Origin of the sequence: Andreprevotia lacus DSM 23236, from assembly GCF_900176275.1 — a bacterium.
GTDB classification, from domain to species: domain Bacteria; phylum Pseudomonadota; class Gammaproteobacteria; order Burkholderiales; family Chitinibacteraceae; genus Andreprevotia; species Andreprevotia lacus.
This window is the reverse complement of record NZ_FWXD01000025.1, coordinates 13,803-34,826: the sequence shown is the minus strand read 5'-3', so window position 1 is coordinate 34,826 and position 21,024 is coordinate 13,803. Positions and strand designations below refer to the sequence as shown.

General features: G+C 63.6%; 20 protein-coding genes. 12 read left to right on the top strand and 8 right to left on the bottom strand.

Annotated features, from left to right (window positions below):
* Window positions 1-49: 49 nt before the first annotated feature.
* Complete coding sequence (gene dnaJ / locus B9A19_RS17100) at window positions 50-1,177, top strand: molecular chaperone DnaJ (protein WP_084092379.1); 1,128 nt, start codon at window positions 50-52, stop codon at window positions 1,175-1,177.
* Between the two features lie 66 nt (window positions 1,178-1,243).
* Here dnaJ and B9A19_RS17095 read toward each other — a convergent pair whose 3' ends face one another.
* The 3 genes from B9A19_RS17095 to B9A19_RS17085 form a co-directional block, all read right to left on the bottom strand.
* The gene (locus B9A19_RS17095; RefSeq protein WP_084092378.1) at window positions 1,244-1,456 is read right to left on the bottom strand and encodes a TM2 domain-containing protein; all 213 of its coding nucleotides are present in this window, start codon (window positions 1,454-1,456) and stop codon (window positions 1,244-1,246) included.
* Between the two features lie 21 nt (window positions 1,457-1,477).
* Entirely contained in the window at window positions 1,478-1,825 is a 348-nt protein-coding gene (locus tag B9A19_RS17090; RefSeq protein WP_084092377.1) for a DUF4870 domain-containing protein, read from the bottom strand.
* A gap of 135 nt (window positions 1,826-1,960) precedes the next feature.
* On the bottom strand, window positions 1,961-3,094 hold the full coding sequence (locus tag B9A19_RS17085; protein WP_176216992.1) for an ABC transporter substrate-binding protein: 1,134 nt from the start codon (window positions 3,092-3,094) through the stop codon (window positions 1,961-1,963).
* A 143-nt stretch (window positions 3,095-3,237) separates the two neighbouring features.
* On the opposite strand from B9A19_RS17085, the gene coaD reads away from it, so the two are divergent.
* The 5 genes from coaD (at window position 3,238) to B9A19_RS17060 (ending at window position 7,356) form a co-directional block, all read left to right on the top strand.
* On the top strand, window positions 3,238-3,741 hold the full coding sequence (gene coaD, locus B9A19_RS17080; RefSeq protein WP_084092375.1) for a pantetheine-phosphate adenylyltransferase: 504 nt from the start codon (window positions 3,238-3,240) through the stop codon (window positions 3,739-3,741).
* A 54-nt stretch (window positions 3,742-3,795) separates the two neighbouring features.
* Window positions 3,796-4,734: a class I SAM-dependent methyltransferase gene (locus B9A19_RS17075; protein ID WP_084092374.1), complete on the top strand. Its 939-nt coding sequence runs from the start codon at window positions 3,796-3,798 to the stop codon at window positions 4,732-4,734.
* Between the two features lie 10 nt (window positions 4,735-4,744).
* Window positions 4,745-6,187, top strand: a complete 1,443-nt coding sequence (locus tag B9A19_RS17070; RefSeq protein ID WP_084092373.1) for an exonuclease domain-containing protein — start codon at window positions 4,745-4,747, stop codon at window positions 6,185-6,187.
* Between the two features lie 319 nt (window positions 6,188-6,506).
* Window positions 6,507-6,932 (top strand): nuclear transport factor 2 family protein, encoded by a 426-nt coding sequence (locus tag B9A19_RS17065; protein WP_084092372.1) that lies wholly within the window; start codon window positions 6,507-6,509, stop codon window positions 6,930-6,932.
* A 112-nt stretch (window positions 6,933-7,044) separates the two neighbouring features.
* The gene (locus tag B9A19_RS17060) at window positions 7,045-7,356 is read left to right on the top strand and encodes a hypothetical protein (RefSeq protein WP_139798931.1); all 312 of its coding nucleotides are present in this window, start codon (window positions 7,045-7,047) and stop codon (window positions 7,354-7,356) included.
* Between the two features lie 70 nt (window positions 7,357-7,426).
* Here the strand turns inward: B9A19_RS17060 and B9A19_RS17055 are convergent, their stop codons facing one another.
* Together B9A19_RS17055 and B9A19_RS17050 are read right to left on the bottom strand one after the other, a co-directional pair.
* The gene (locus B9A19_RS17055; protein ID WP_084092370.1) at window positions 7,427-8,284 is read right to left on the bottom strand and encodes a PIG-L deacetylase family protein; all 858 of its coding nucleotides are present in this window, start codon (window positions 8,282-8,284) and stop codon (window positions 7,427-7,429) included.
* A gap of 89 nt (window positions 8,285-8,373) precedes the next feature.
* Complete coding sequence (locus B9A19_RS17050) at window positions 8,374-8,880, bottom strand: Crp/Fnr family transcriptional regulator (RefSeq protein ID WP_084092369.1); 507 nt, start codon at window positions 8,878-8,880, stop codon at window positions 8,374-8,376.
* Window positions 8,881-8,991: 111 nt separating this feature from the next.
* Between B9A19_RS17050 and B9A19_RS17045 the strand changes: the two genes are divergently transcribed.
* The 4 genes from B9A19_RS17045 to miaA all read left to right on the top strand — a co-directional run bounded on the left by B9A19_RS17045 (window position 8,992) and on the right by miaA (window position 13,728).
* The gene (locus tag B9A19_RS17045) at window positions 8,992-10,035 is read left to right on the top strand and encodes a DUF475 domain-containing protein (RefSeq protein WP_084092368.1); all 1,044 of its coding nucleotides are present in this window, start codon (window positions 8,992-8,994) and stop codon (window positions 10,033-10,035) included.
* A 74-nt stretch (window positions 10,036-10,109) separates the two neighbouring features.
* On the top strand, window positions 10,110-11,999 hold the full coding sequence (gene mutL, locus B9A19_RS17040; RefSeq protein WP_084092367.1) for a DNA mismatch repair endonuclease MutL: 1,890 nt from the start codon (window positions 10,110-10,112) through the stop codon (window positions 11,997-11,999).
* Window positions 11,999-12,787, top strand: a complete 789-nt coding sequence (locus B9A19_RS17035; protein ID WP_084092366.1) for a hypothetical protein — start codon at window positions 11,999-12,001, stop codon at window positions 12,785-12,787. Before mutL ends, B9A19_RS17035 begins: the two co-directional genes overlap by 1 nt.
* On the top strand, window positions 12,784-13,728 hold the full coding sequence (miaA, locus tag B9A19_RS17030; protein ID WP_084092365.1) for a tRNA (adenosine(37)-N6)-dimethylallyltransferase MiaA: 945 nt from the start codon (window positions 12,784-12,786) through the stop codon (window positions 13,726-13,728). The genes B9A19_RS17035 and miaA overlap by 4 nt, the downstream gene beginning before the upstream one ends.
* Before the next feature lie 7 nt (window positions 13,729-13,735).
* Here the strand turns inward: miaA and B9A19_RS17025 are convergent, their stop codons facing one another.
* From B9A19_RS17025 to B9A19_RS17015, 3 genes are all read right to left on the bottom strand, one after another.
* On the bottom strand, window positions 13,736-15,802 hold the full coding sequence (locus B9A19_RS17025) for a diguanylate cyclase (protein ID WP_084092364.1): 2,067 nt from the start codon (window positions 15,800-15,802) through the stop codon (window positions 13,736-13,738).
* A gap of 93 nt (window positions 15,803-15,895) precedes the next feature.
* Window positions 15,896-16,573 carry a MarC family NAAT transporter gene (locus B9A19_RS17020; protein ID WP_084092363.1) on the bottom strand — a complete coding sequence of 226 codons (678 nt, stop codon included), beginning with the start codon at window positions 16,571-16,573 and terminating at the stop codon, window positions 15,896-15,898.
* Window positions 16,574-16,652: 79 nt separating this feature from the next.
* Window positions 16,653-17,900: a 6-phosphofructokinase gene (locus B9A19_RS17015; RefSeq protein WP_084092362.1), complete on the bottom strand. Its 1,248-nt coding sequence runs from the start codon at window positions 17,898-17,900 to the stop codon at window positions 16,653-16,655.
* Window positions 17,901-18,161: 261 nt separating this feature from the next.
* Between B9A19_RS17015 and B9A19_RS17010 the strand changes: the two genes are divergently transcribed.
* Window positions 18,162-18,908, top strand: coding sequence for an LOG family protein (locus tag B9A19_RS17010; RefSeq protein ID WP_084092361.1), 747 nt, complete (start codon window positions 18,162-18,164; stop codon window positions 18,906-18,908).
* A 110-nt stretch (window positions 18,909-19,018) separates the two neighbouring features.
* Window positions 19,019-20,941, top strand: a complete 1,923-nt coding sequence (locus B9A19_RS17005) for a zinc ribbon domain-containing protein (RefSeq protein ID WP_084092360.1) — start codon at window positions 19,019-19,021, stop codon at window positions 20,939-20,941.
* The last annotated feature ends 83 nt before the right edge of the window (window positions 20,942-21,024 follow it).

The window sequence follows — 21,024 nt, the reverse complement described above, 5'->3', positions numbered from 1 at the left end:
TGCGGTCCGCACAGGCGGGCCGTTGTGCCTTTTTGCTTAGGTAAAGATCATGGCAAAAAAAGACTTTTACGAATTGCTGGGCGTGAACGCCGATGCCAGCGAAGACGACATCAAAAAAGCGTATCGCAAGCTGGCAATGAAGTACCACCCGGACCGCAATCCGGACAGCAAGGATGCCGAAGCCAAGTTCAAGGAGATCAAGGAGGCCTACGAGATCCTCTCCGACGCGCAGAAACGCGCTGCATACGATCAATACGGCCATGCCGGTGTCGATCCGCAGGCGGGGATGGGCGGTGGTGGCGGCTTTGGCGGTGGCGGCTTCTCCGATGCGTTCTCGGACATCTTTGGCGACATTTTCGGTGGCGGCCAGCGTGGCGGGCGTTCCAACGTCTATCGCGGTGCCGACCTGCGCTACAACATGGAGATCACGCTGGAAGAGGCCGCGCGCGGCATTGAAAAGCAGATCAAGATTCCGTCGCACGAAGAATGTGGCACCTGCCACGGCAGCGGCGCCAAGCCAGGTACCGAGGCCAAGACCTGCCACACCTGTGGCGGTCATGGCCAGGTGCGTGTATCGCAAGGCTTCTTCAGCATCCAGCAAACCTGCCCGACCTGCCACGGCTCCGGCAAGTACATTCCCGACCCGTGCCGCCCGTGCAGCGGCACCGGCCGCATCCAGACCCACAAGACGCTGGCAGTGAAGATTCCGGCCGGCGTGGACGAGGGTGATCGTATCCGCCTGTCGGGCGAGGGTGAGCCGGGCGTGAACGGCGGCCCGCCGGGTGATCTGTATGTGGTGGTGCACCTGAAGGCGCACAGCGTATTCCAGCGTGAGGGCAACGATCTGCATTGCGAAATGCCGATCAGCATCACCGTGGCAGCGCTGGGTGGCGAGATCGAGATTCCGACGCTGGACAACAAGGCGCGCATCTCCATCCCGGCCGGCACACAAACCGGCCAGGTGTTCCGCCTGCGCGGCAAGGGCATCAAGGGTGTGCGCAGCGCGATTACCGGTGATCTGATGTGCCACGTGGTGCTGGAAACGCCGGTCAGCCTGACCAGCCGCCAGAAAGAACTGCTCAAGGAGTTCGAGGAGATCAGCCAGGGCGAACCGGGCAAGCACAACCCGCGCGCCAAGTCCTTCATGGACAAGGTGAAAGATTTCTTTTCTTCTTAGGGCTTGTTGCGGCAGGCAAGCAAAAAGGCGACCCTGAGGTCGCCTTTTTGCTGTCTCACGCGCCGATCAGGTCCACTGTGTGATCTTGTTGCCCTGCTTGTCGGTAAAGCTGCCGATCACGATCATGATGAAGTCAATCAGCACCCAGATGCCAAGGCCACCCAGGGTTACGATCTGCAGCAGTGCAGTGCCGATCTTGCCAACGTAGAAACGGTGTGCGCCAAAGGTGCCCAGAAAGAAGCACAGCAAAAAGGCGGGGAGAATGCGTTTTTCGGTCATTTGATTGGTTTCCAGCTCTTGTTATTTGATCAGACGCAGCGCGAACGGTACGCGGAAATTTTCTGTCTTGGGGCCGTTGACGGCGCCCAGGATGCAGAAAATCAGGTGGGCCAGGCCGATCACCGGCAGGATCAGCAAACCGATCAGGATGAAGCTGGTGATGGCGCCTGCGAAATAGCCGATGGTAGCCGTAATCGACCAGTTGAGGGCTTCCTTGGCTTGATCCTGTACGCGCGCATCGTCTTTCTGGGTCAGATAGAAGATCAGTGAAGGAATGAAGCCGAAGAAAATAGTGAGCACCCAGATCAACACAATGGTGTTGTTGACGTCGTTGGCAGATTTTGGGGCTGGCGTTTGGTTGTCGCTCATCTTTCCGTATCCCGATAAATAGGTGCGAATATCTTAGGCAGGGTGGGTTTGAATGGTCAATGTATTGTCAGCGGGTCGGTGGCATATGCAACAAAAAAGCCAGCTCAAGGCGCTGGCTTTTCTGCAGGGACGAGATCAGCGTGTTAGTGTCCCTGTGGGGGAAATCATCGTCAGGTCGATGAACTTGCTGCCCAGGCGGTTCTTTTCGTCGAAGTTGATCACGAAGCCACCGAGGTCATAGCGGTGCATCTGCGTCAGCGCGTTGTAGACGCCCGCACGGGTCGGCGCTTTACCAGCACGCTTGATTGCATCCACCACCAGTTTGGCCGACAGATAGCCCTCGAATACCGCATAGCTGGGGTAGTCACCCGAGCGCAGCACCGCATCGGTGTCCTGCTGGAATTCGCGGATGAACTTCATCTGTGCGTTGCCAGGGTAGGGATAGACCTGCGAGATACCCAGGCCGTGCGCGTATTTCTTGCCGATATTGGCAATCACTTCCTCGAACTGGATCGGCGACAGGCCATACAGCTGCGAGGTGCCGCCCAGCTCCTTGAATTTTTTGATGAAGGTGCCCGCCGGCTTGGAAATGGCCACCAGCACCACGGCCTCCGGGTTCAGTTTGGCGGCTTCCTGCGCAGCCTTGGTGGTGTCACCGGTGGCACGGTCATACCAGTATTCACCGGTCAGTGTCAGGTTGCGTTTTTGCAGCGCTGCCTTGAGCGCATCGACACCCGACTGACCATAGGCATCCTGCTGTGCCACCACGGCAATGCGGGTTACGCCCAGATTGCCGGCCAGCAGTTGCACCAGCCGGTCGATTTCCTGCTTGTAGCTGGCACGGGTCTGGAAAATGAACGGGTCACCCGGGTTGCGCACGGCTTCTGCGCCGCTATGCACGCCGACCAGCGGCACGCCAGCGTTATCCAGCACCTTGGATTTGATCAGCTCCAGCGTAGTGGCCGTGCCGTAGTAGGACACCAGCGCCAGTGCGCCTTTTTTCTCGACCAGCTCTTGCGTGTTGGCCACGGTACGCTTGGGGTCGTAGCCGTCGTCCAGCACCTGGTGGTCGATCGGCTCGCCGAAGAGACCGCCGCCGGCATTGATGCGGCCGAAATACAGCGAGGCGCCCAGCGCCAGCGCCTTGCCGGTGCCTGCCGCTACGCCGGTGGTCGGCACGGATTGGCCGATCACGATATCGGCCTGTGCCGTGGCAACGACAAGGCTCAGGCAGGCCAGCAGGGGACTTAACAAGGATAGGCGCAGCACGATGGGTCTCCTCCCCGTCTAGTGTTGTCCGGGCATCTTAAATGAGCGGGTGCTCACATACAAATCCGGCCATGTGCGCTGCACAATTCCGGCAGCTTGCAATGGTATAGTGACAGCCAATTCTATCGCTTCGAGCAGGCACAATGCGGCGTGGTGTTTATGCAGGCAGTTTCGACCCGGTGACCAACGGGCATCTGTGGATGCTCGAACATGGCGTGCGGCTGTTCGATGAGATGATTGTCGCCATCGGCGAGAATCCCGACAAGAAATACACCTTCAGCGTGGACGAACGGCTGGCCATGCTGCGTGAAACCACGGCGCATTTGCGCAATCTGCGTGTCGAGAGCTTCCAGAACCGTTTTCTGGTGGATTACGCGCGCGAGCAGAACGCCGATTTCATCCTGCGCGGCATCCGTGAAGCGGCCGACTACGAATTCGAGCGCAAGATGCGCTACGTGAACGCCGATCTGGCGCCGCACGTCGATACCGTGTTCCTGATGCCGCCGCGTGAAATCGCCGAAATCAGCTCGACCATGGTCAAGGGGCTGGTGGGGCCGGATGGCTGGGAAATGGTGGTTGGCAAATACGTGCCCGAGCCGGTGTTCCGTCGCCTGCTGGGCTGGCGCGCCTCCGGCACCGAAATTTAGCGGCTCTGGCGGCTGCCGCTGTAAAATAGCGGTTTGATTCAAAGACCTGCCGCCATGGCCAACTTGCAAGACTATAAAAACCGCCTCGCCAAGAACGCCAAGCACTGGGCCAAGTGGGCGCGCCGCCAGAATACCCAGGCCTATCGCCTGTACGACCGCGACGTGCCCGAGTTCCCGGTCATCGTCGATTGGTACAACGGCCGCATCCATCTGCAGGAAGTGCGCACCGGCTGGGTCGAGACCGAGGAAGACCACGAAGCCTGGCTGGCCGACATCTGGTATGCCACCGGCGAGGTGTTGGGCATCCCCGAAGACCTGGTGGCGCTGAAAATCCGCAATCGCCAGCGTGGCGATGCGCAGTACGAGAAAACCGGCCACGATGGCGAAGAGTTCATCGTTGAGGAAGACGGCATCAAGTTCATCGTCAACCTCGATGCCTATCTCGACACCGGACTGTTTCTCGATCACCGCAACACGCGGCGTACCGTGCGGGCCGAGGCAGCTGGCAAGCGCTTCCTGAACCTGTTCTGCTATACGGGGGCGTTTACCGTGCATGCCGCTGCTGGCGGGGCGCGCTCCAGCGTGTCGGTCGACATGTCCAATACCTATCTGGAATGGGCGCGGCGCAATCTGGAAATCAACGGCCTTGATACGCCGCAGCACGAGCGCATCCGCGCCGACGTGTTCCAGTTCTTTGCGCAGACCGGCCATCAGCTGGAAAAATTCGACCTGATCGTGCTCGATCCGCCATCGTTTTCCAACTCCAAGAAAATGGCCGGCATCCTCGACGTGCAGCGCGATCACCGCTTTCTGGTCGAATCGGCGCTGGAGCTGCTCAATCCGGGCGGCGTGCTGTATTTCTCCACCAACTATCGCCGTTTCAAGCTGGATGAAATGCTGGAACCCTTGTGTGCCGACATTTCTGCCCAATCGGTGCCGGAAGATTTCCGCAACAAGCGCATCCACCAGTGCTATCGCTTCGTGAAGGACTGAGCGGCGCGGCATGAATGCCTATTACAGCGCGCCGCTGGTGCTGGTGGATCTGGAAACCACCGGCGCCAATCCCGAGCGTGACCGCATTACCGAAATCGGCATCGTGCAGATCGACGAGGCAGGCGTGCGCACCTGGTCCAGCCTGGTCAATCCGCAGCGCGCCATTCCGGCCTTCATCCAGCAGCTCACCGGCATCGATGACGCCATGGTGGCCGATGCGCCGGCGTTTGCCGCGCTGGTGGATGAAGTGCTGCCGCTGTTGCAGGGGCGGGTATTTGTCGCACACAACGCACGCTTCGACTACGGCTTCTTGCGTGCTGAATTCAAACGGCTGGGGCTTGCTTTTCGTGCATCGGTGCTGTGCACCGTCAAGCTGTCGCGCGCGCTTTACCCCGATCAATACAAGCACAGCCTGGATGCCTTGATTGCGCGCCACGGCCTGCAACTCTCCGGCGGCCGCCACCGTGCGCTGACGGATGCCGAGCTGCTACAACAATTTCTCGACGTGGCCTTGCGCGAGCATGGCCACACGCACGTCCATGCCGCCATCGACGAGTTGACTCGCCAGCCGCCGCTGCCCGCCGCTATCGATCCGGCCCGCATCGACGAATTGCCCGAAGGGCCGGGCGTGGTGGCGTATTACGACGCGGCCGGCGCCGCGTTGTATGTCGATCGCCACAACAATCTGTACAAGGGCGTGCTGGCGCAGCTCAGCGGCGCACGCAAGGGGCAGGGCTATGGCGAGGCGCTGCGGCAGGACGTGGCACGTGTCGATGCGCAGGAATGCCCGGGCGAGCTGGGGGCGTTATTGCTGGAAGCGCGCTGGCTGCAGCAACTGCGGCCGCGCCTGAATCCGCAAACGCGTGCCGAGCATGCGCCGTGCTTTCTGCGTCTGATCGAGCGCGATGGCAGCCTCGTGTCGCAGGTCAGCCCAGCCGAGGATGTCGATCTGTCCGCCGGCGGCGCGCTGCTGTTCGGCCCTTTCCGCGCCAAGCGCGAAGTCACCCGCTTGCTGAACAAGCTGGCCGAGGGCTACGGCCTGTGCCGGCAAGTGCTGGGGCTGGACGCCCGCCCCAAGGCCGGCGCGGGCGCCTGCAATGCCGTCAGCCAGGGCAAATGTCGTGGCGCCTGCTGCGGCCGCGAACCGCTGGCCACGCACAATGCACGCCTGTTGATGGCGCTGGCCAAGCACCGCTTCGCTGCCTGGCCATACTCTGGCCCCATAGGCATTGCCGAAGGCCCGGAATGGGCACCGCAACTGCACGTGCTGGACCGCTGGATGTATCTGGGGACGGTGCACGATGACAGCGAGTTGCCATCACTGCTGGCCGAGTCTGCGCCCGAGTTTAATCTGGATGTGTACAAGTTGCTGGTGGCCGAGGTGAAGCGGGGGCGGAAGGTGATGGTGCTGGGGCGGGGCCTTGCAGGCTTGGCTGACGAAGACGGGGTTTAGCGCCTGCGGCGCGGCGTTTTAGGGCGGGAGTGCGTCCCGCAAGCCGCCTCCCTTTTCTTGCTTCGCCAAGAAAAGGAAGCAAAAGAAGGCGACCCTGCTAAAGCGCCCCTGCGGGGTACTCTGCGCTGCGCGCCAGCCCCGGCGGGGAAGGAACTCGCCCTGCGGGCTCAAACACCCTTCCCCTTGAATCCGGGTCTGGCTGTGCTGCTCGACGCTTCAGAAGGGATCAGGGTGGTGTGCCACCGGCAACACTTAATCGAAGCACCGCAGCCGTTCAGTCGCACACCACGCTGGCAGGAGCCGAACAGGAAAGAACGCCATGACAACGCATGAACTTAAAGATGTGCTGAAAGCACTCGAAGTCGCGCTGCACCAACCGGAGCGCCGGGGTGATGCCCACTTTGCTGGCAAGCTGCTGCACGATGACTTCGTGGAGTTCGGCAGTTCCGGCCAGGCGTATGACAAGGCCCGGATCATGGACTACCTCGTTCGAGAGGAGCCCGCCGCGCCGATCCGGGTCTGGTCGCAGGATTATCAACTGCAGGTGCAAAACGGGCAGCTTTGCCTGTTGCTCTACAAATCAGCGCATATCGGCGCAGAAGGGAGCCTGTCAGGCCATGCGCTCCGCAGCTCCGTGTGGCTGCAGACCGGCGAAGGCTGGCAGATGATTTTCCATCAAGGCACGCCGATGGCACCGTTTGACGTGGCACTGGTCAACGAATCGCAGCTTGGGGTAGAGCCCTGACCGAGTTTGCAGGACATCACGGTCAATCCGAATGTCGTACAGTGTAGTTGCAGGTGGGCAATGGCCTGGTGGGGGCCAGATTGGCTGCGCGCAACAGGTGCGAGGTGGGGCGATGACGGGTTGGCTCAGGCTGGGTGTCGTGCTTGGCGCGATAGGCGCCGTGCTGTTGCTTGTCTGCTTCGGCCCGATCCACTTCCAGTTCCGTGCCGGTGAGGAGCCACCACCGTCATGTGACGCGGGGGGAGATGGCCCGGTTGCATGGGCTTGCCAGCCGCACCCGGCGTGGGTCAACGGGCTGCGTCTGGTCCTGCTCTGGACACTGCCAGTCGCGTTTGCGCTGGCGCCGTTCGCGCTGCTCTATGCCATTTTCTGGGTGAGGGAGGGCTTTGCCAAGGCACCGCCTCAGGTCGAACACACTGAGTAGCCAGGCTGGCTGATTGCAGGGATGAAAAAAGGCAGCCCGCAGGCTGCCTTTTTGACTGGCTGTGACCCGATCAGGCCAGCACAGCCTTGATGTCGTCGCTGTCGCTGATGGTGTACTTCTGCGTGCTGTCCTGCAGCTTTTCACCGTCAAACTTCGTTACCTTGTAGATGGTGCCAAAGCTGAAGGTCGGCGCAGCGGCGCCCTGGCCGCCGCAGACTTCGGCGCCACGGCGCACGTTGTCGGCCATCCAGCCCGGCAGGCGCAGGTGGTAGGGGTTGCGGCGCACTTCTTCCACGTGGCAGGCCAGCGCGGCGATCAGGTCGGCGGTGTCGGTGTTGTTGGTGGCGATGAGTGCGTTCGGGCCATCCATCTGGCGCCAGAATTCGGTCAGTGCCACCACACAGTCGTGGCCGGCTTCTTTCAGCGCATCGACCACCAGATAGTGGGTGCCGATGTGGGCCGAGTGGTAGTCGTTGTCATGCGGGAATACACAGACGGCCGGCTTGTGCTCGGCGATCAGCTTGGCCACCACGCTGACCTTTTCGGCCCAGGCCACCGGGTCGCTGTCACGGGTCTTGGTGCCCACGCCCATCAGGCCACCCGGAATGGTTTCCAGCAGGTCCCAGCCGAGGTAATCGCAGGCGTTCTTCAGCTCGGCCCAGCGTTCCGGCTGGCGCTTGAGGTTGGAACCCTGCGTCACCGCCACGTTGATGACCTTGAAGCCAGCCTCGCGGCCCAGGCGCAGCGGCAGGGCGCCGATGATGCATTCGTCGTCCGGGTGCGGCGCGAAGATCATCACGACGGGCGCTTCGGTGCTGCCAGTGGCTGCGCTGGCAGTCAGGCCGGCCAGCGAGGAAAACAGCGGGGCATCCTGCTTTTGCAGCAGCGCGTCATGGGACTGGACGAGGGCGAGGTAGGGATTGCTCATGCAAGGCTCCGAACGGGAAGGCGGCAGGACGCCGCAAGAATGCGGGCAGTATAGGCCCGTTTGCGCGGCGCTTCCAAGCTGGCGGCAGGCTAGATCTTGTCGACAAACTGCCCGCTCATGCGGCGCAGCCGCTGCGACAGCACGCGGCTGATCTTGAGCAGCAGCTTCACGCCCAGCCCGGCGCGTTCGGAACACAGGCGGTAGAAATTGTCGCGGCTGAGCACGGCAATCAGCGTGGGTTCCAGTGTAGTGAGCGTGGCCGAGCGTGGCTCCTGATCCAGAATGGCCATTTCGCCGAATACCTTGCCTGGCCCCATCACATACAGCTCGCGCGCTTCGCCGGCCAGGTTGCGCTTGGTCACGCGCATGCGGCCGCTGATGACGATGCCCAGATAGCCGGCTGCATCGCCCTCGTTGAACAGCACTTCGTCGCCCGGAATCCTGTAAGCGCGTACAAAGCCGATCAGAGTCGTCATTTCGTCGCCGTCCAGCTCTTCGGTGAGCGGAATGGCGATCAGGTGGTCACGGATGACATCCTTGTAGGCCGTGCCTAGCCCGGCCAGTTCGCGATGATCAAGACTTCGGTCGTAGGGCATGGGCGCCGTGTCCCTTTACAGCTTTAAACTTACAAACTCAGTATCGGTCGCCCAGCGACAAGCGGTAGGCCGTATGCGGCATAATGTGCGACCGCTGATCGGAAAACTGCCATGTTTCACTACTTTCGCGACTCCTTCATCGTCACTGCGGTTGGCTTGGCGCTGGCCGGCGCCATCGGCGGCGTGACCGGCATCTGGCTGGCGTTCAACCTGGCGCTGCTGGAAACCAGCCTCAGTTTCGACAACGCCGTCGTGAATGCCTCGGTGCTCAAGGATTGGGATGAGAAATGGCGCAAGCGTTTCCTGCTCTGGGGCATGCTGGTGGCGGTATTCGGCATGCGCATCGTGTTTCCGCTTGTCATCGTTGCCGTCATCGCCGGCGTGGCTCCCTTGCCGGGGCCGGTGGCGCTGTGGGACTGGATCAGCAGCGGCCAGTGGGCCGGGCACGATGTGCTCTCGATGGCGATTGCCCGCCCGCATGAATACGCCAGTACCTTGCAATCGGCACACATCAGCGTGACCGCTTTCGGGGGCGCCTTTTTGCTGCTGGTGTTCCTGAATTTTTTCCTCGACCACAACAAGGATGAACACTGGTTCGTGCCGGTGGAAAAAGTGCTGGTGCGGCTGGGCCGTTTGCAGATGAGCGCGTTGCTGGTCACCCTGATCGTGCTGCTGGCTGTGGTGCGCCTGTTGCCGGCCGAGGATGCCATGCCGTTTCTGGTGGCCGGCCTGTGGGGCGTGATCGCGCACAGCGTGGTCGATGGTCTGGGCGACCTGATCGGTGATGAAGGTGCTGCCGCCAAGACCGGCTGGAGCGGTTTCATCTATCTGGAGCTGCTCGATGCCTCGTTCTCGTTCGACGGTGTGCTGGGCGCGTTTGCACTGACCACCAATATCTTCCTGATCGCCATCGGCCTCGGCATCGGCGCGATGTTCGTGCGCTCGTTCACCCTGTTGCTGGTCGAAAAGGGTACCTTGTCCACGCTCAAGTATCTGGAGCATGGCGCATTCTGGGCCATCGGTGCGCTGGCGCTGGTGATGCTGCTGTCGGCCCGCTGGCATATCCCCGAGGCGCTGACCGGCGGCATCGCAGCGGTGCTGATCGTGCTGGCCGGCCTGCATTCGTGGTGGGAGCTGCGGCGCAGCCAGCAGTAATGCCATAAGGCCCGCACGGGCCATGCAGGCGTTGCCACCGGGGGTATAATCGGCGTTTTGCTCCCGGCCTTGCCATGCCCCGTATCCAGGTCCTTTCCGATACCCTCGTCAACCAGATCGCCGCCGGCGAGGTGGTCGAGCGGCCGGCCAATGCGCTCAAGGAATTGCTGGAAAACAGCATCGATGCGGGGGCGCAAAGCCTGAACATCGAACTGATGGCGGGCGGCACCAAGTTGATCAAGGTGATCGACGACGGCATCGGCATCGAGAAGGACGATCTGGCGCTGGCGCTGCACCGGCACGCCACCAGCAAGATCAAGGATTTCGATGACTTGCAGCGCGTTGGCACCCTGGGCTTTCGCGGTGAAGGGCTGGCGTCGATTGCGTCGGTGTCGCGGCTGGTGCTCACCAGCCGTTTCGATGGTGGCGCGCATGCGTGGCGGGTCGAGGCCGATCATGGCCGGCTGTCTGATGCCGAGCCGGCCGCGTTGGCGCTGGGCACCAGCATCGAAGTGCATGACCTGTATTACCAGCTGCCGGCCCGCCGCAAATTCCTCAAGTCGGACAGCACCGAGTTCGCGCACTGCGCCGAAATGGTCAACCGGCTGGCGCTGGCCAACCCGGACAAGCAATTCACGCTCAGCCACAACGGCCGTGCCTCGCTGCGGCTGATGCGTGGCGACGTGCACAAGCGCTGCGCCGCCGTGCTGGGCGACGAGTTCGTGCAGTCTGCCGTCGCCATCGACGAACGCGCCGGCCCGCTGCGCCTGTGGGGGCTGGCCGGCTCGCCCACCTTGGGCAAGAGCAGCCGCGATGCACAGTATTTCTTCGTCAATGGCCGCTTCGTGCGCGACAAGGTGATCCAGCATGCGCTGCGCGAGGCCTACCGCGACGTGCTGCACCATGACCGCCATTCGGCCTATTGTTTGTTCCTTGAGCTGGAGCCGGAGGGCGTGGACGTAAACGTGCACCCGACCAAAATCGAGGTGCGTTTCCGCGAGAGCGGTGCCATTTACCGCTTCCTGCTCACCAGCCTGACACGCGCGCTGTCGGCCACCAAGGCGGGCGCAGTGCCGGCCGGCGTGGACCCGGAAACCGGCGAGGTACTGGCTGCATCGGCGCAATACACCGCCGCTACGCCCGCTACCCCGCAAAGCTATGCCGATCTGGCCGCGCGCGGCGCCTATCGCCAGCAGCCCATGCCGCTGCCGGTGGCCAACGAGCCGCTGGCGCTGTACGAGCGCATGTTTGGCGACCTGCGGCGTGATCCTGCCACAGCAGGTGCGCAAGCCAGTGCAGCGGCCGACATCGCCCCCTTCATTGCCACCGGTTTTGCCCCCAATCCGGTGCAGACCACCATGCCGGCCGACCGCGACGGCATTCCGCCGCTGGGCTTTGCCATTGCACAGCTGCATGGCGTGTATGTGCTGGCGCAGGCGGCCGAGGGGCTGATCGTGGTCGACATGCATGCCGCGCACGAGCGCGTGGTGTACGAAAAACTCAAGACCGCGCTCGATCTGGACCACATGCCGATGCAGCCCTTGCTGATCCCGCATGTGTTTGCGGCAGACCGGCTGGACGTGGCGACGGTGGAAGACCATCAGGAGGCACTGCGGCAGATCGGCTTCGATCTGTCGGCCACGTCGCCCACGCAACTGGCGGTACGCGGCGTGCCGCTGCTGCTCAAGGATGCCGATGCGGTCGAGCTGGCCAAATCGGTGCTGCAGGATATCCGCGAGGTCGGCATGAGCCAGGTGCTTACCGGCCGGCGCAACGAATTGCTGGCCACCATGGCTTGCCATGGTGCGGTACGCGCCAACCGGGCGCTGACCATCACCGAGATGAATGCGCTGCTGCGTGAAATGGAAGCCACCGAGCGCTCCGGCCAGTGCAACCACGGCCGGCCGACCTGGTTCCGCTTGAGCATGAAAGAGCTGGACGGCCTCTTCATGCGGGGGCAGTGATGAACAGTGCGATGCTGGTCAAGCTGTTTGCCGGGCCGGCTGTGATTGGTCTGGCCAGTCTGGCCGGCAAGCGCTGGGGGCCGGGCGTGGCCGGCCTGCTGGGTGGCATGCCACTGATTTCCAGCTGCGTCATTGCTGCTCTGTGGCTGCAATATGGCCAGGACTATGCCACCCAGGTGGCCAGCGCCTCGCCGGTGGGCCTGTGGGGCAATCTGGTTTACATGCTGGCGGTGGGCTACGCGTCCATCCGTTTTGATGGCCAGCGCTGGGGCTGGCTGGGCATACTGCTGTGTGGCTGGTTTGCTTATGCGGCAGTTGCGCTGCTGGTGGTATGGGCTGGCATCGAACGCAGCCTGCTGTGGGGGCTGCTGGTGTTGCCATCGCTGCTGCTGGCGGCCCGCTATCTGCTGCCCGCACCCAAGGCGGCACCACGGCTGATGCCGCTGCCGCGCGTCGAGCTGCTGGCGCGCATGCTGGCGGCCTTCCTCTTGGTGACGGTGCTGACCGGGCTGACGCAATTGCTCGGCCCCGGGCTGACCGGCCTGCTGGCGCCCAGCCCGGTGGTGGCGACGGTGTTGCCAGCCTTCACCATGGCCGGTGCCGGCAGCAATGCCGTGTTGCTGCAGATGCGCGGTTTCCTGATCGGTCTGGTCGGCATGGGCGCCAGCCTGATCTGTCTGGCGCCACTGGCCGTGCACCTGAATGCATGGGCTGCGCCCGTTGCCATCCTGATTGCGATTGCCAGCGGCCTGGGCGCCAACTGGCTGATGCAACGAGTATCCCGATGACTACCTTGTCCCCGGCAGTTTTCCTGATGGGCCCGACCGCATCGGGCAAGACCGCCAGCGCCATCGCACTGGTCGAGGCCGGCTTGCCGGTCGAGCTGATTTCGGTCGATTCGGCGCTGGTATTCCGCGACATGGACATCGGTACTGCCAAACCAGATGCCGCCGAACTGGCGCGCGCGCCGCATCACCTGATCGACATCATCAGCCCCGAGCAGAGCTATTCCGCCGCGCAGTTTCGCAGCGATGCACTGGCGTTGATGGCGGATATCACCGCGCGCGGCAAGGTGCCGGTGCTGGTGGGGGGCACCATGCTCTACTACAACACCTTGCAGCACGGCATACACGACCTGCCGCAGGCCGATGCTGCGCTGCGCGCCAGCCTGCATGCTGAGGCCGACCAGATCGGCTGGCCGGGCATGCACGCAAAGCTGGCGGGGCTGGACCCGGCGACGGCGGCCCGGCTGGCACCTAACGACCAGCAGCGTATCGAGCGCGCACTGGAAATCTGCCTGCTGGCGGGGCGGCCGATGTCCGAACTGCTGGCCCAGCCGGCCAGCGATCCGCTGCCCTATGCACTGAGCAAGATCGCGCTGGTGCCGTCCGACCGCGCCGCGTTGCATGCTCGCATCGAGCAGCGCTTTGACTTGATGCTGCAAAATGGCCTGCTGGACGAGGTGGCGCGGCTGCGCGAACGCTATACCTTGTCGCTCGACCTGCCGTCGATGCGTTGTGTGGGCTATCGCCAGGCGTGGGAATACCTTGATGGCCTGGTGAGCGAGGCGGAAATGCGCGACAAAGGCCTGGCTGCCACGCGGCAGCTATGCAAGCGCCAGCTCACCTGGCTGCGCGGCATGGATGACGTGCAGGAAATCGATTGCCTGCAGCCGGATGTGCCGGCGGTGGTGAGGGATGTGGTGTCGAAGGTGCTGGCTGGCGCTTGAGCCGGATTCAGTCTTGCGCGGCCTCGTCGGCATCGCGCTCCAGCCCTTCTGCGATGCTGCCGGCTGGCACGGGCGTGCTGGTGGTCGGCATGGCGTCCTCACGGTACACCATCACGCGGTTGCGGCCGGCCGCCTTGGCGGCGTAGCAGGCCTGATCGGCGTGGCGCAGCGCATCGGTGGAGGCGCTGTCCTGGCTGATCGTTGCAATGCCGATACTGGTGGTGACCGCGTAGCTTCTGGCCTCGCACACAAAGGGTTGCGCCGCGACGGCCAGCCGCAGCTTTTCGGCCACCTGCGCGGCCTTTTCTGGCGCACAGTCGTTCAGCAGCACGGCAAACTCATCCCCGCCCAGGCGCGCCACCACATCGCGCGAGCGCACCTGTGCGGCCATCAAACGGGCAATCTGCACCAGCAAGGCATCGCCCGCCGCGTGTCCACCCAGATCGTTGACGGGCTTGAACTGGTCAAGGTCAATCAGCAGCAGCGCAGCAAGGTCGCCGTTGCGGCGCGCGCGCGTGACCGCATCGGCCATCTGGGCCTCAAACTCGCGCCGGTTGGGCAGGCCGGTCAGTGCATCGTGGCTGGCTTCCCATTTCACCTGCCGGGCGATCTGGCGGCGGTGGGTGACATCCTGCAACACCAGCACGATGCCGACGATGCGGCCTTCGGCGTCGTGGATGGGCGCGGCCGAGGTATCGACTGCCAGCAGTGCGCCATCATTGCGGCGCGGCAGCGCATGGCCCTCCAGCATAAGGGCGCGGTTTTGCTGCAGCGCCAGCTGGGCGGGGGAATCGACCGCCTCCCCGTGCACCTCGTCCTGCAACGGTGCAACAGTGATGAAGTCCTTGCCGCGTGCGTCGTGCAGCATCCAGCCGGTCAGCCGTTCGGCAGCCGGGTTCAGGTAGTCGATGCGCCCCTGCGCGTCTGTGGTCAGCACCGGGTCACTGATGGCGCGCAGGGTGATTTGCAGCCTTTCCTTTTCGGCAAACAGCGCGTCCTGCATGTGGACCTGATCGGCCATCAGCTTGTTGAAGGCTTCTGCCACCGCGCCGATTTCGTCCTGCCTGTCCGGCAGGGCAATGGGCTCATAAGCGCCCAATGCGGCGTGCTGGCGGGTGATGCCGTCACGCAATTGCAGCAGCGGGGTCATCAGCCAGCGCATCAGCAACCACGCGCCCAGCAGCGCCACCAGGCTGGCGGCGGCAAGCGCGATGATCAGGCGCTGTTGGGCCTCGCGTATCGGTGCATAGGCTTCTCCGGTGGGCAACACGGCCACCATCCGCCAGTTGGCCTGTTGCATGCGCGCAAAACTGGCCAGCACGCTGCCGCCATCCAGCCCCGGGCCTTCGTGCGTGCCATCCGCTTGTTGCAGCCCCTGCGCGGCGACGTTGGGGGCTGCCTGCGTGAACGAGTCGACGTTGCGCAGCAGTGTGCCCGCATCCGGGTGGCTGATGATGGTGCCACTCCCCGTCATCAGGAACAGGTAGCCGGTCTTGCCGATACGGCTCTGGCCGATGGCTCCGATCAGGTTGGGTTTGAGCAGGTTGAAGCTGCAGCCTATCACCGCCAGCAGCCTGCCTTGCCGATCACGTACCGGTGCGGTGAACATGATCTGCGGGATGCGTGCAGCCCCGGCAAGGTAGGGGGCGGAGATGACGGGTTTGTTGCTGCCCAGCGTCTGACGGAAATGGGCGAGGGTGGCGATATCGCTGACCGGGGGGGCATCCGGCAGGGGATTGCGCCCCAGCAGCTGGCCATCGGGGGCGAATATCATCACGTCGTCGAAGGTGGCAGCCAGTGCCGGGCGTTCGTGCAGGAATTGGTTGTAGTCGACCTTGCCGGCGGCCAGTTGCTGGCTGAGCAGCTCGGCCACGCCGGCGAGCATGCTTTGCGTGAGTTGCAGGCGCTGGTCGAGGTTATGCGCAGCGGTGCTGGCCAGGCCGTATTGCTGGCTGGCCAGTACCTCGCCCACCTTGTTGCGTATCAGGTGCAGTTGCGCAAAGCCCAAGGACAGGACCACGGCAATGCTGAGCACTGCGGCGCACAGGGTGATCTTGGTCTTGAGGCTGCTCATGCCTGCACAGTGCCGCAGCGCGGCGTGCCTCCGCAATGGTTTTATGGAATATATGCGTAATTCTACGGCGACCTTGATGCAATGCCGATGAAATCAGTTGCTGCGCTGCGGCATGAACGCCGGATCGTGCAGCAGGTCGCTGGCGCCGTTGATGAGGAACTGCACGCCGATGCAGATCAGCAAAAAGCCCATGATGCGCGAAATGGCGTTGATGCCGTTCTCGCCCAGAAAGCGGTACAGCCGCGTCGAGGCACGCAACGTCATCCACGACAGCCAGGCGGTGATCAGGATGCCGGTGCTGACCGCTGCATAGCCCAGCCACACCGGCAGCCCGCCGATCTGGCTGTGCACGCCGGACGAGAGCGAAATCACCACCGCGATCGAGCCGGGGCCGGACAGCGAGGGCATGGCCAGCGGCGTGAACGAGATATCGCGCCTCGATACCGCCTCGGCCTGCGCGGCGTCGGTCAGGCTGCCGCCCTCGTGCGGAAACAGCATGGTGAAGCCGATATAAGCCACCACCAGCCCGCCGGCAATGCGCAGGCCGGGAATGGAAATGCTGAAGAAATCCATGATCAGCGCGCCGGCCAGCAAAAAGGTGATCAGGATGCCGGCCATGTAATAGCACGCGCGCTGCACCTGTTTTCTGCGTTCTTCCTCGGACAGATGGGCCGTCAGCCCCGGCAGGATGGTGACGGCAAACAGGGGGTTGGCAATAGGCAGCAGCGCCGCCAGCGTGGCGAGGATGGTGGAGAAGATTTCCAGCAGCATGGTCAGTCTCTGCGCACTAGCAGTGATCCACGGCAAGGTGCGGCAGGGCGACAGGCATGGGCTTGGCTCCGTTCACGGCTTATACCGCATTAAAGCCCGTCAGGCGGGGCGAAACCAGCTCGAATTGCCAGCTTGGGTAAGCGGGCAGCCCGTCCAGATAGGGCGGCGGGGCCTCACCCTGGAGCAGCGGCAAGAAATAGTCGCGGCCGGCCGCAGACAAATGCATGCCGTCGCTGGTGAGATATTCCAGCGGCAGCGGCTTTTCGCGGTTGGCCACGTCCAGCAGCGGCACCGGTTCCAGCCGCCAGCGATAGGGCTCGCTGTCCTCGCGAACGATGGCGGGCATCACGCTTTTGATGCCCGCCAGCGCGTAATGCACCGCTGCCTCGCCCACGGCGATGGCTTGCGCCAGATCGGTGGCGCTGGCGATGTGGCGCGCTGCGCGTTGCAGGTAGTCGGCCACGGCCCAGTGGCATTTGTGGTGCAGCTCGGTCTTGATGAGATTGGCCAGCAGCGGGGCAACGCCGCCCAGCTGTGCATGGCCGAAGGCATCGGTGCTGCCGGCATCCGACAGGAATACGCCATGCGTATCGCGCAGCCCCTCGGACGCGACGATGGCGCAATAGCCAACGCGGGCAACGGTCTCCTGTACCGCCTTGAGAAAGCGCCCGGCTTCAAACGGTACTTCCGGTGTCAGGATCAGGTGTGGCGGGGCGCCATCGCGGTCGCTCGCCAGGCCTGCGGCTGCGGCAATCCAGCCGGTATGGCGGCCCATTACTTCCAGAATGAACACCTTGGTGGACGATGAGGCCATCGATGCCACATCCAGCCCGGCCTCGCGGATCGAGGTGGCGACATACTTGGCTACCGAGCCGAAGCCGGGCGAGTTGTCGGTCAGCGGCAAGTCGTTGTCTATGGTCTTGGGCACGTGTACTGCAGTCAGCTCCAGCCCCTGGTACTGTGCGTATTCGGCCACCTTCAGGCAGGTGTCGGCCGAATCGCCGCCACCGTTGTAAAACAGATAGCCGATATCATGTGCGGCAAACACCTCGAACAGGCGCTTGAGCTCGGCACCGTGCTTGAGCTTGTGCCGGCAAGAGCCGAATGCGCCACCCGGTGCGTTCTTGAGCAGTGCCAGTTGGGCATCGGACAGTTGTGCGGTGTCGATCAGGCGCTCGTTCAGTATGCCCAGCACCCCGTTTTCGGCCGCATAGACGGTGCCGATACGATCACGGTGCTGGCGTGCGGCGTGAATGACGCCGAAGGCGGAGGCATTGATGACAGGGGTGACGCCGCCGGATTGGGCGTACAGCGCGTTCTTCGGCATGGAGCATACCTCGCTTGCGATGGGCGGTTCTGCGCGCAAACCCCGGTTGGGCTGCGCGGCTTCTATCGTGGCCTTGATTCATTGTGCGTGATGCTGCAGGGCACAACATCGGGAGTTTCCGCTAGGGGATAGCGGTAGTGACCACGCTTGGGGCGGCGCGCAGCATGCCAGAAAACAGCCAGTCAGGATACGCACAAATCCCTAGGGCTGCGGCGGCAAGCGCCCGCTATGCTGGAATTTCAAACACAAGGGAGAACAATCATGGGAGAGCGCCGTTTGAACAAGGCCGTCGGCACCGTCGAGGACGATTTTGCACTGCGCATCGTGTCCGACGTGGTGCTGAAACTGTGGGATTCGGTCGATGAGCTGACCCGGCTGCGCCCGGCCCACACCCCCTATTACCACGTGACGATCTTTGGCTCGGCACGCATCCAGGACAACACGCCGTCGTATGAGGCGGTGAAGCAGCTGGCCTCGCAACTGGCGGCCATGGGCTGCCGCATCGTCACTGGCGGCGGGCCCGGCCTGATGCAGGCCGCCAACGAAGGTGCCCGGCAAGGCGCGCCGGATAATCTGGATGCCTCGGTCGGCATCCGCATCGATCTGGACTTCGAGCAGAACGTCAACGACTACGTTGGCCGTACCTTCGAGCACAAAACCTTCTTCTCGCGCCTGCATCACTTCGTGCAGCGCTCGAATGCCTTCATCGTCACGCCGGGCGGCATCGGCACGCTGCTGGAGCTGTCCATGGTCTGGCAGTTGCTGCAGGTGCGCAAGCTGTATGGCACGCCACTGATCCTGGTGGGCGAGATGTGGCATGAGCTGGTCGACTGGGCCGATCACTATATGGTCGACAGCGGTGCCGGCCTGGCCAGCCCGGTGGACATGGAAATCCCGGTGGTGGTCGACACGATAGAGGACGCGGTGCAGCTGATCCGCGAGCACCACGCCAAGTGGCTGGCAGAGGGTCAAATGCTGGATGCCGATGACAGCGAGGATGACGAATGAGGTAGCCCGCTATGGTATTTGCATCATATCCCCACTGGCGAGGTTGAGTTTTTCGGTGTAATGGGGTGAAATCGGGTGCTTTCTTTTGTCTTTCGCCCAGAGATCACCCGATGCAATGTCCTCAGTGCAACCACGAAAACAAGAGTTCGGCCAAGTTCTGCCTCAATTGCGGGATTACGCTGCAACAACCTTGCCCGCATTGTGGTGTACCCAATGCACTGGGACGCAAGTTCTGCAACGGTTGCGGCAAGCCCGTGGTGGCGCTGGAGGCGTTGAACGACAACGCGCAGCAGCCTGCTGCGCCTGAGGTGGCCGGCAACCGCCAGCCGGATGCCATCGACGCCATACTGGGTGGTGCCCCCGCAGTGGCCGCACCGCATGCCGAAGTGCATGCAGCGCCTGCCGTTGTTGCCAGCCCTGTAGTCGCTGCTGCAGCGGCAGATCCGCTGGCCGACCTGCTGGGTGCCGCGCCCGCTGCCCCGGCGACATGGCAGCCTGCCGAGCCGGCAGCTGCTGACGTCCCCCCAGCGGTTTCCTACGCCCAAGCCACAACACCTGCCCACGCAGAGGCCCCCGCAGCGCCGGTCGCAGCGGCGCCAGCCGCCGATCCGTTGGCTGATTTGCTGCAGGCCGCTCCTGTGGCGCATGAACCGGTTGCGCCTCCGGCAGTGGCCCAGCCGGCAACGGCTGCGACCGCTGCCAATACCCATATCGATCCGCTGGCTGATCTGCTGCGGGCGGCCCCTGCCTCTGCCACGGTTGAGTCTGTAGCCCCGTCGATTGCACCAGCAGCGCAGCCGGACGTCGTCGCTACGGCGGAAGCCCGGGTCGATCCGCTGGCCGATTTGCTGCAGGCTGCCCCAGCCGAGCCAGCCGTTGCCCCGGTAGCCGACGCTGTTCAGCCGGAGGCCGTGGCCGAAGTAGCAGCGAGTCATGTCGATCCACTGGCTGATTTGTTGCAGGCCGCGCCCGTCGTGGCGGAAGCCGCTGCCGAGCCTCAACCTCAGCAAGCGATTGCATCGCATGTGGCCGAAGCTGCCGCCCCGCAAGCGGCGGTGGCAGACACGTTGGCCGACTTGCTCGCCCCGGCCCCGGCCCCTGCCGTTGTACCGCCGGCTGTCGGTCACGCGGCCGAAGTGGCCCATGTTGCCGATGAGGCTGCCGCAGCCGTGAGCAAGGCCGACCCGGTGGCTGACCTGCTGGCTGCTGCGCCCGGGCAAGCACCGCAACCAGCCTCCGTAGCGGCCCACCCGGCCGGGATGGACAACAAACCCGACCCCCTGGCCGACCTGCTTGCCGCCCCGGCAGCCGAAGCGAAGCCGGCAGCCAAGGCCGAAGTACCCGTTGCTGTGACAAGTCCCAAACCGCCGGAGCCTCGTGCCGAGGCTGCCGCAGCTGCCCCAGCGCCGGTACGCAGTGCCCCGGCACCGCAGCCACCTGCTGCGCCACCAGCCGACAAGGCCGTACCGTCCGAGCGTGGTGGTCAATCGCCGTTCAGGCTGGGTTTGATCATTGGCACGCTGGTTGCATTGTTCACGGTCATCGCGGGCGGGGTATATCTGTTTGGGCCGGGCAAATCGTCTGGTCTCAAGAGCCCGGCGGCATCGGTTGCCAGCACCGCCGTGGCGGCAACGCCAGTGCCGACCGCTGCGCCGACCGAGCAGCCGGCGCCGACCGCCGCGCCCAGCCCGCAGACAACGGCCGAGCCCACTGTGCTGCCGGCGGTAGCGCCGACGGCTGTTGTCGATACGGGCAACAAACCCAAACCTTCGCCGACCCCCAAGCCCAAGACCAAGCCGACCGTCACGCCGGCACCGACGCCGCGCACGACACAGGCGCGTGAAGCTGCGCCGACCGCGGCGCCGACGGCTGCACCTGCCGTCACTCGTACCAACGGGTTTGCCGCTTGCGCGGAGAAGCCCACGTTTGTGGCGCGTGAGTTGTGCAAGGCCACGTATTGCAACAACAACACAGGCGATCCGGAGTGTGTGAAGCTGCGCGATTCCTCCCAGGGCATGGATCGCCGTCGCTAGTACCTTGATGTAGCGTCGGCCGCTGCGATGGTCAGTGCAATACAGGGAGCTTGGCCGGGTTCTCTCCTTGGGCTATGAGAGGG

Coding starts and splice junctions, on each gene's coding strand:
- dnaJ (WP_084092379.1), top strand. CDS start 50: ATGGCAAAAAAAGACTTTTACGAATTGCTGGGCGTGAACGCCGATGCC.
- B9A19_RS17095 (WP_084092378.1), bottom strand. CDS start 1,456: ATGACCGAAAAACGCATTCTCCCCGCCTTTTTGCTGTGCTTCTTTCTG.
- B9A19_RS17090 (WP_084092377.1), bottom strand. CDS start 1,825: ATGAGCGACAACCAAACGCCAGCCCCAAAATCTGCCAACGACGTCAAC.
- coaD (WP_084092375.1), top strand. CDS start 3,238: ATGCGGCGTGGTGTTTATGCAGGCAGTTTCGACCCGGTGACCAACGGG.
- B9A19_RS17075 (WP_084092374.1), top strand. CDS start 3,796: ATGGCCAACTTGCAAGACTATAAAAACCGCCTCGCCAAGAACGCCAAG.
- B9A19_RS17070 (WP_084092373.1), top strand. CDS start 4,745: ATGAATGCCTATTACAGCGCGCCGCTGGTGCTGGTGGATCTGGAAACC.
- B9A19_RS17065 (WP_084092372.1), top strand. CDS start 6,507: ATGACAACGCATGAACTTAAAGATGTGCTGAAAGCACTCGAAGTCGCG.
- B9A19_RS17060 (WP_139798931.1), top strand. CDS start 7,045: ATGACGGGTTGGCTCAGGCTGGGTGTCGTGCTTGGCGCGATAGGCGCC.
- B9A19_RS17055 (WP_084092370.1), bottom strand. CDS start 8,284: ATGAGCAATCCCTACCTCGCCCTCGTCCAGTCCCATGACGCGCTGCTG.
- B9A19_RS17050 (WP_084092369.1), bottom strand. CDS start 8,880: ATGCCCTACGACCGAAGTCTTGATCATCGCGAACTGGCCGGGCTAGGC.
- B9A19_RS17045 (WP_084092368.1), top strand. CDS start 8,992: ATGTTTCACTACTTTCGCGACTCCTTCATCGTCACTGCGGTTGGCTTG.
- mutL (WP_084092367.1), top strand. CDS start 10,110: ATGCCCCGTATCCAGGTCCTTTCCGATACCCTCGTCAACCAGATCGCC.
- B9A19_RS17035 (WP_084092366.1), top strand. CDS start 11,999: ATGAACAGTGCGATGCTGGTCAAGCTGTTTGCCGGGCCGGCTGTGATT.
- miaA (WP_084092365.1), top strand. CDS start 12,784: ATGACTACCTTGTCCCCGGCAGTTTTCCTGATGGGCCCGACCGCATCG.
- B9A19_RS17025 (WP_084092364.1), bottom strand. CDS start 15,802: ATGAGCAGCCTCAAGACCAAGATCACCCTGTGCGCCGCAGTGCTCAGC.
- B9A19_RS17020 (WP_084092363.1), bottom strand. CDS start 16,573: ATGCTGCTGGAAATCTTCTCCACCATCCTCGCCACGCTGGCGGCGCTG.
- B9A19_RS17015 (WP_084092362.1), bottom strand. CDS start 17,900: ATGCCGAAGAACGCGCTGTACGCCCAATCCGGCGGCGTCACCCCTGTC.
- B9A19_RS17010 (WP_084092361.1), top strand. CDS start 18,162: ATGGGAGAGCGCCGTTTGAACAAGGCCGTCGGCACCGTCGAGGACGAT.
- B9A19_RS17005 (WP_084092360.1), top strand. CDS start 19,019: ATGCAATGTCCTCAGTGCAACCACGAAAACAAGAGTTCGGCCAAGTTC.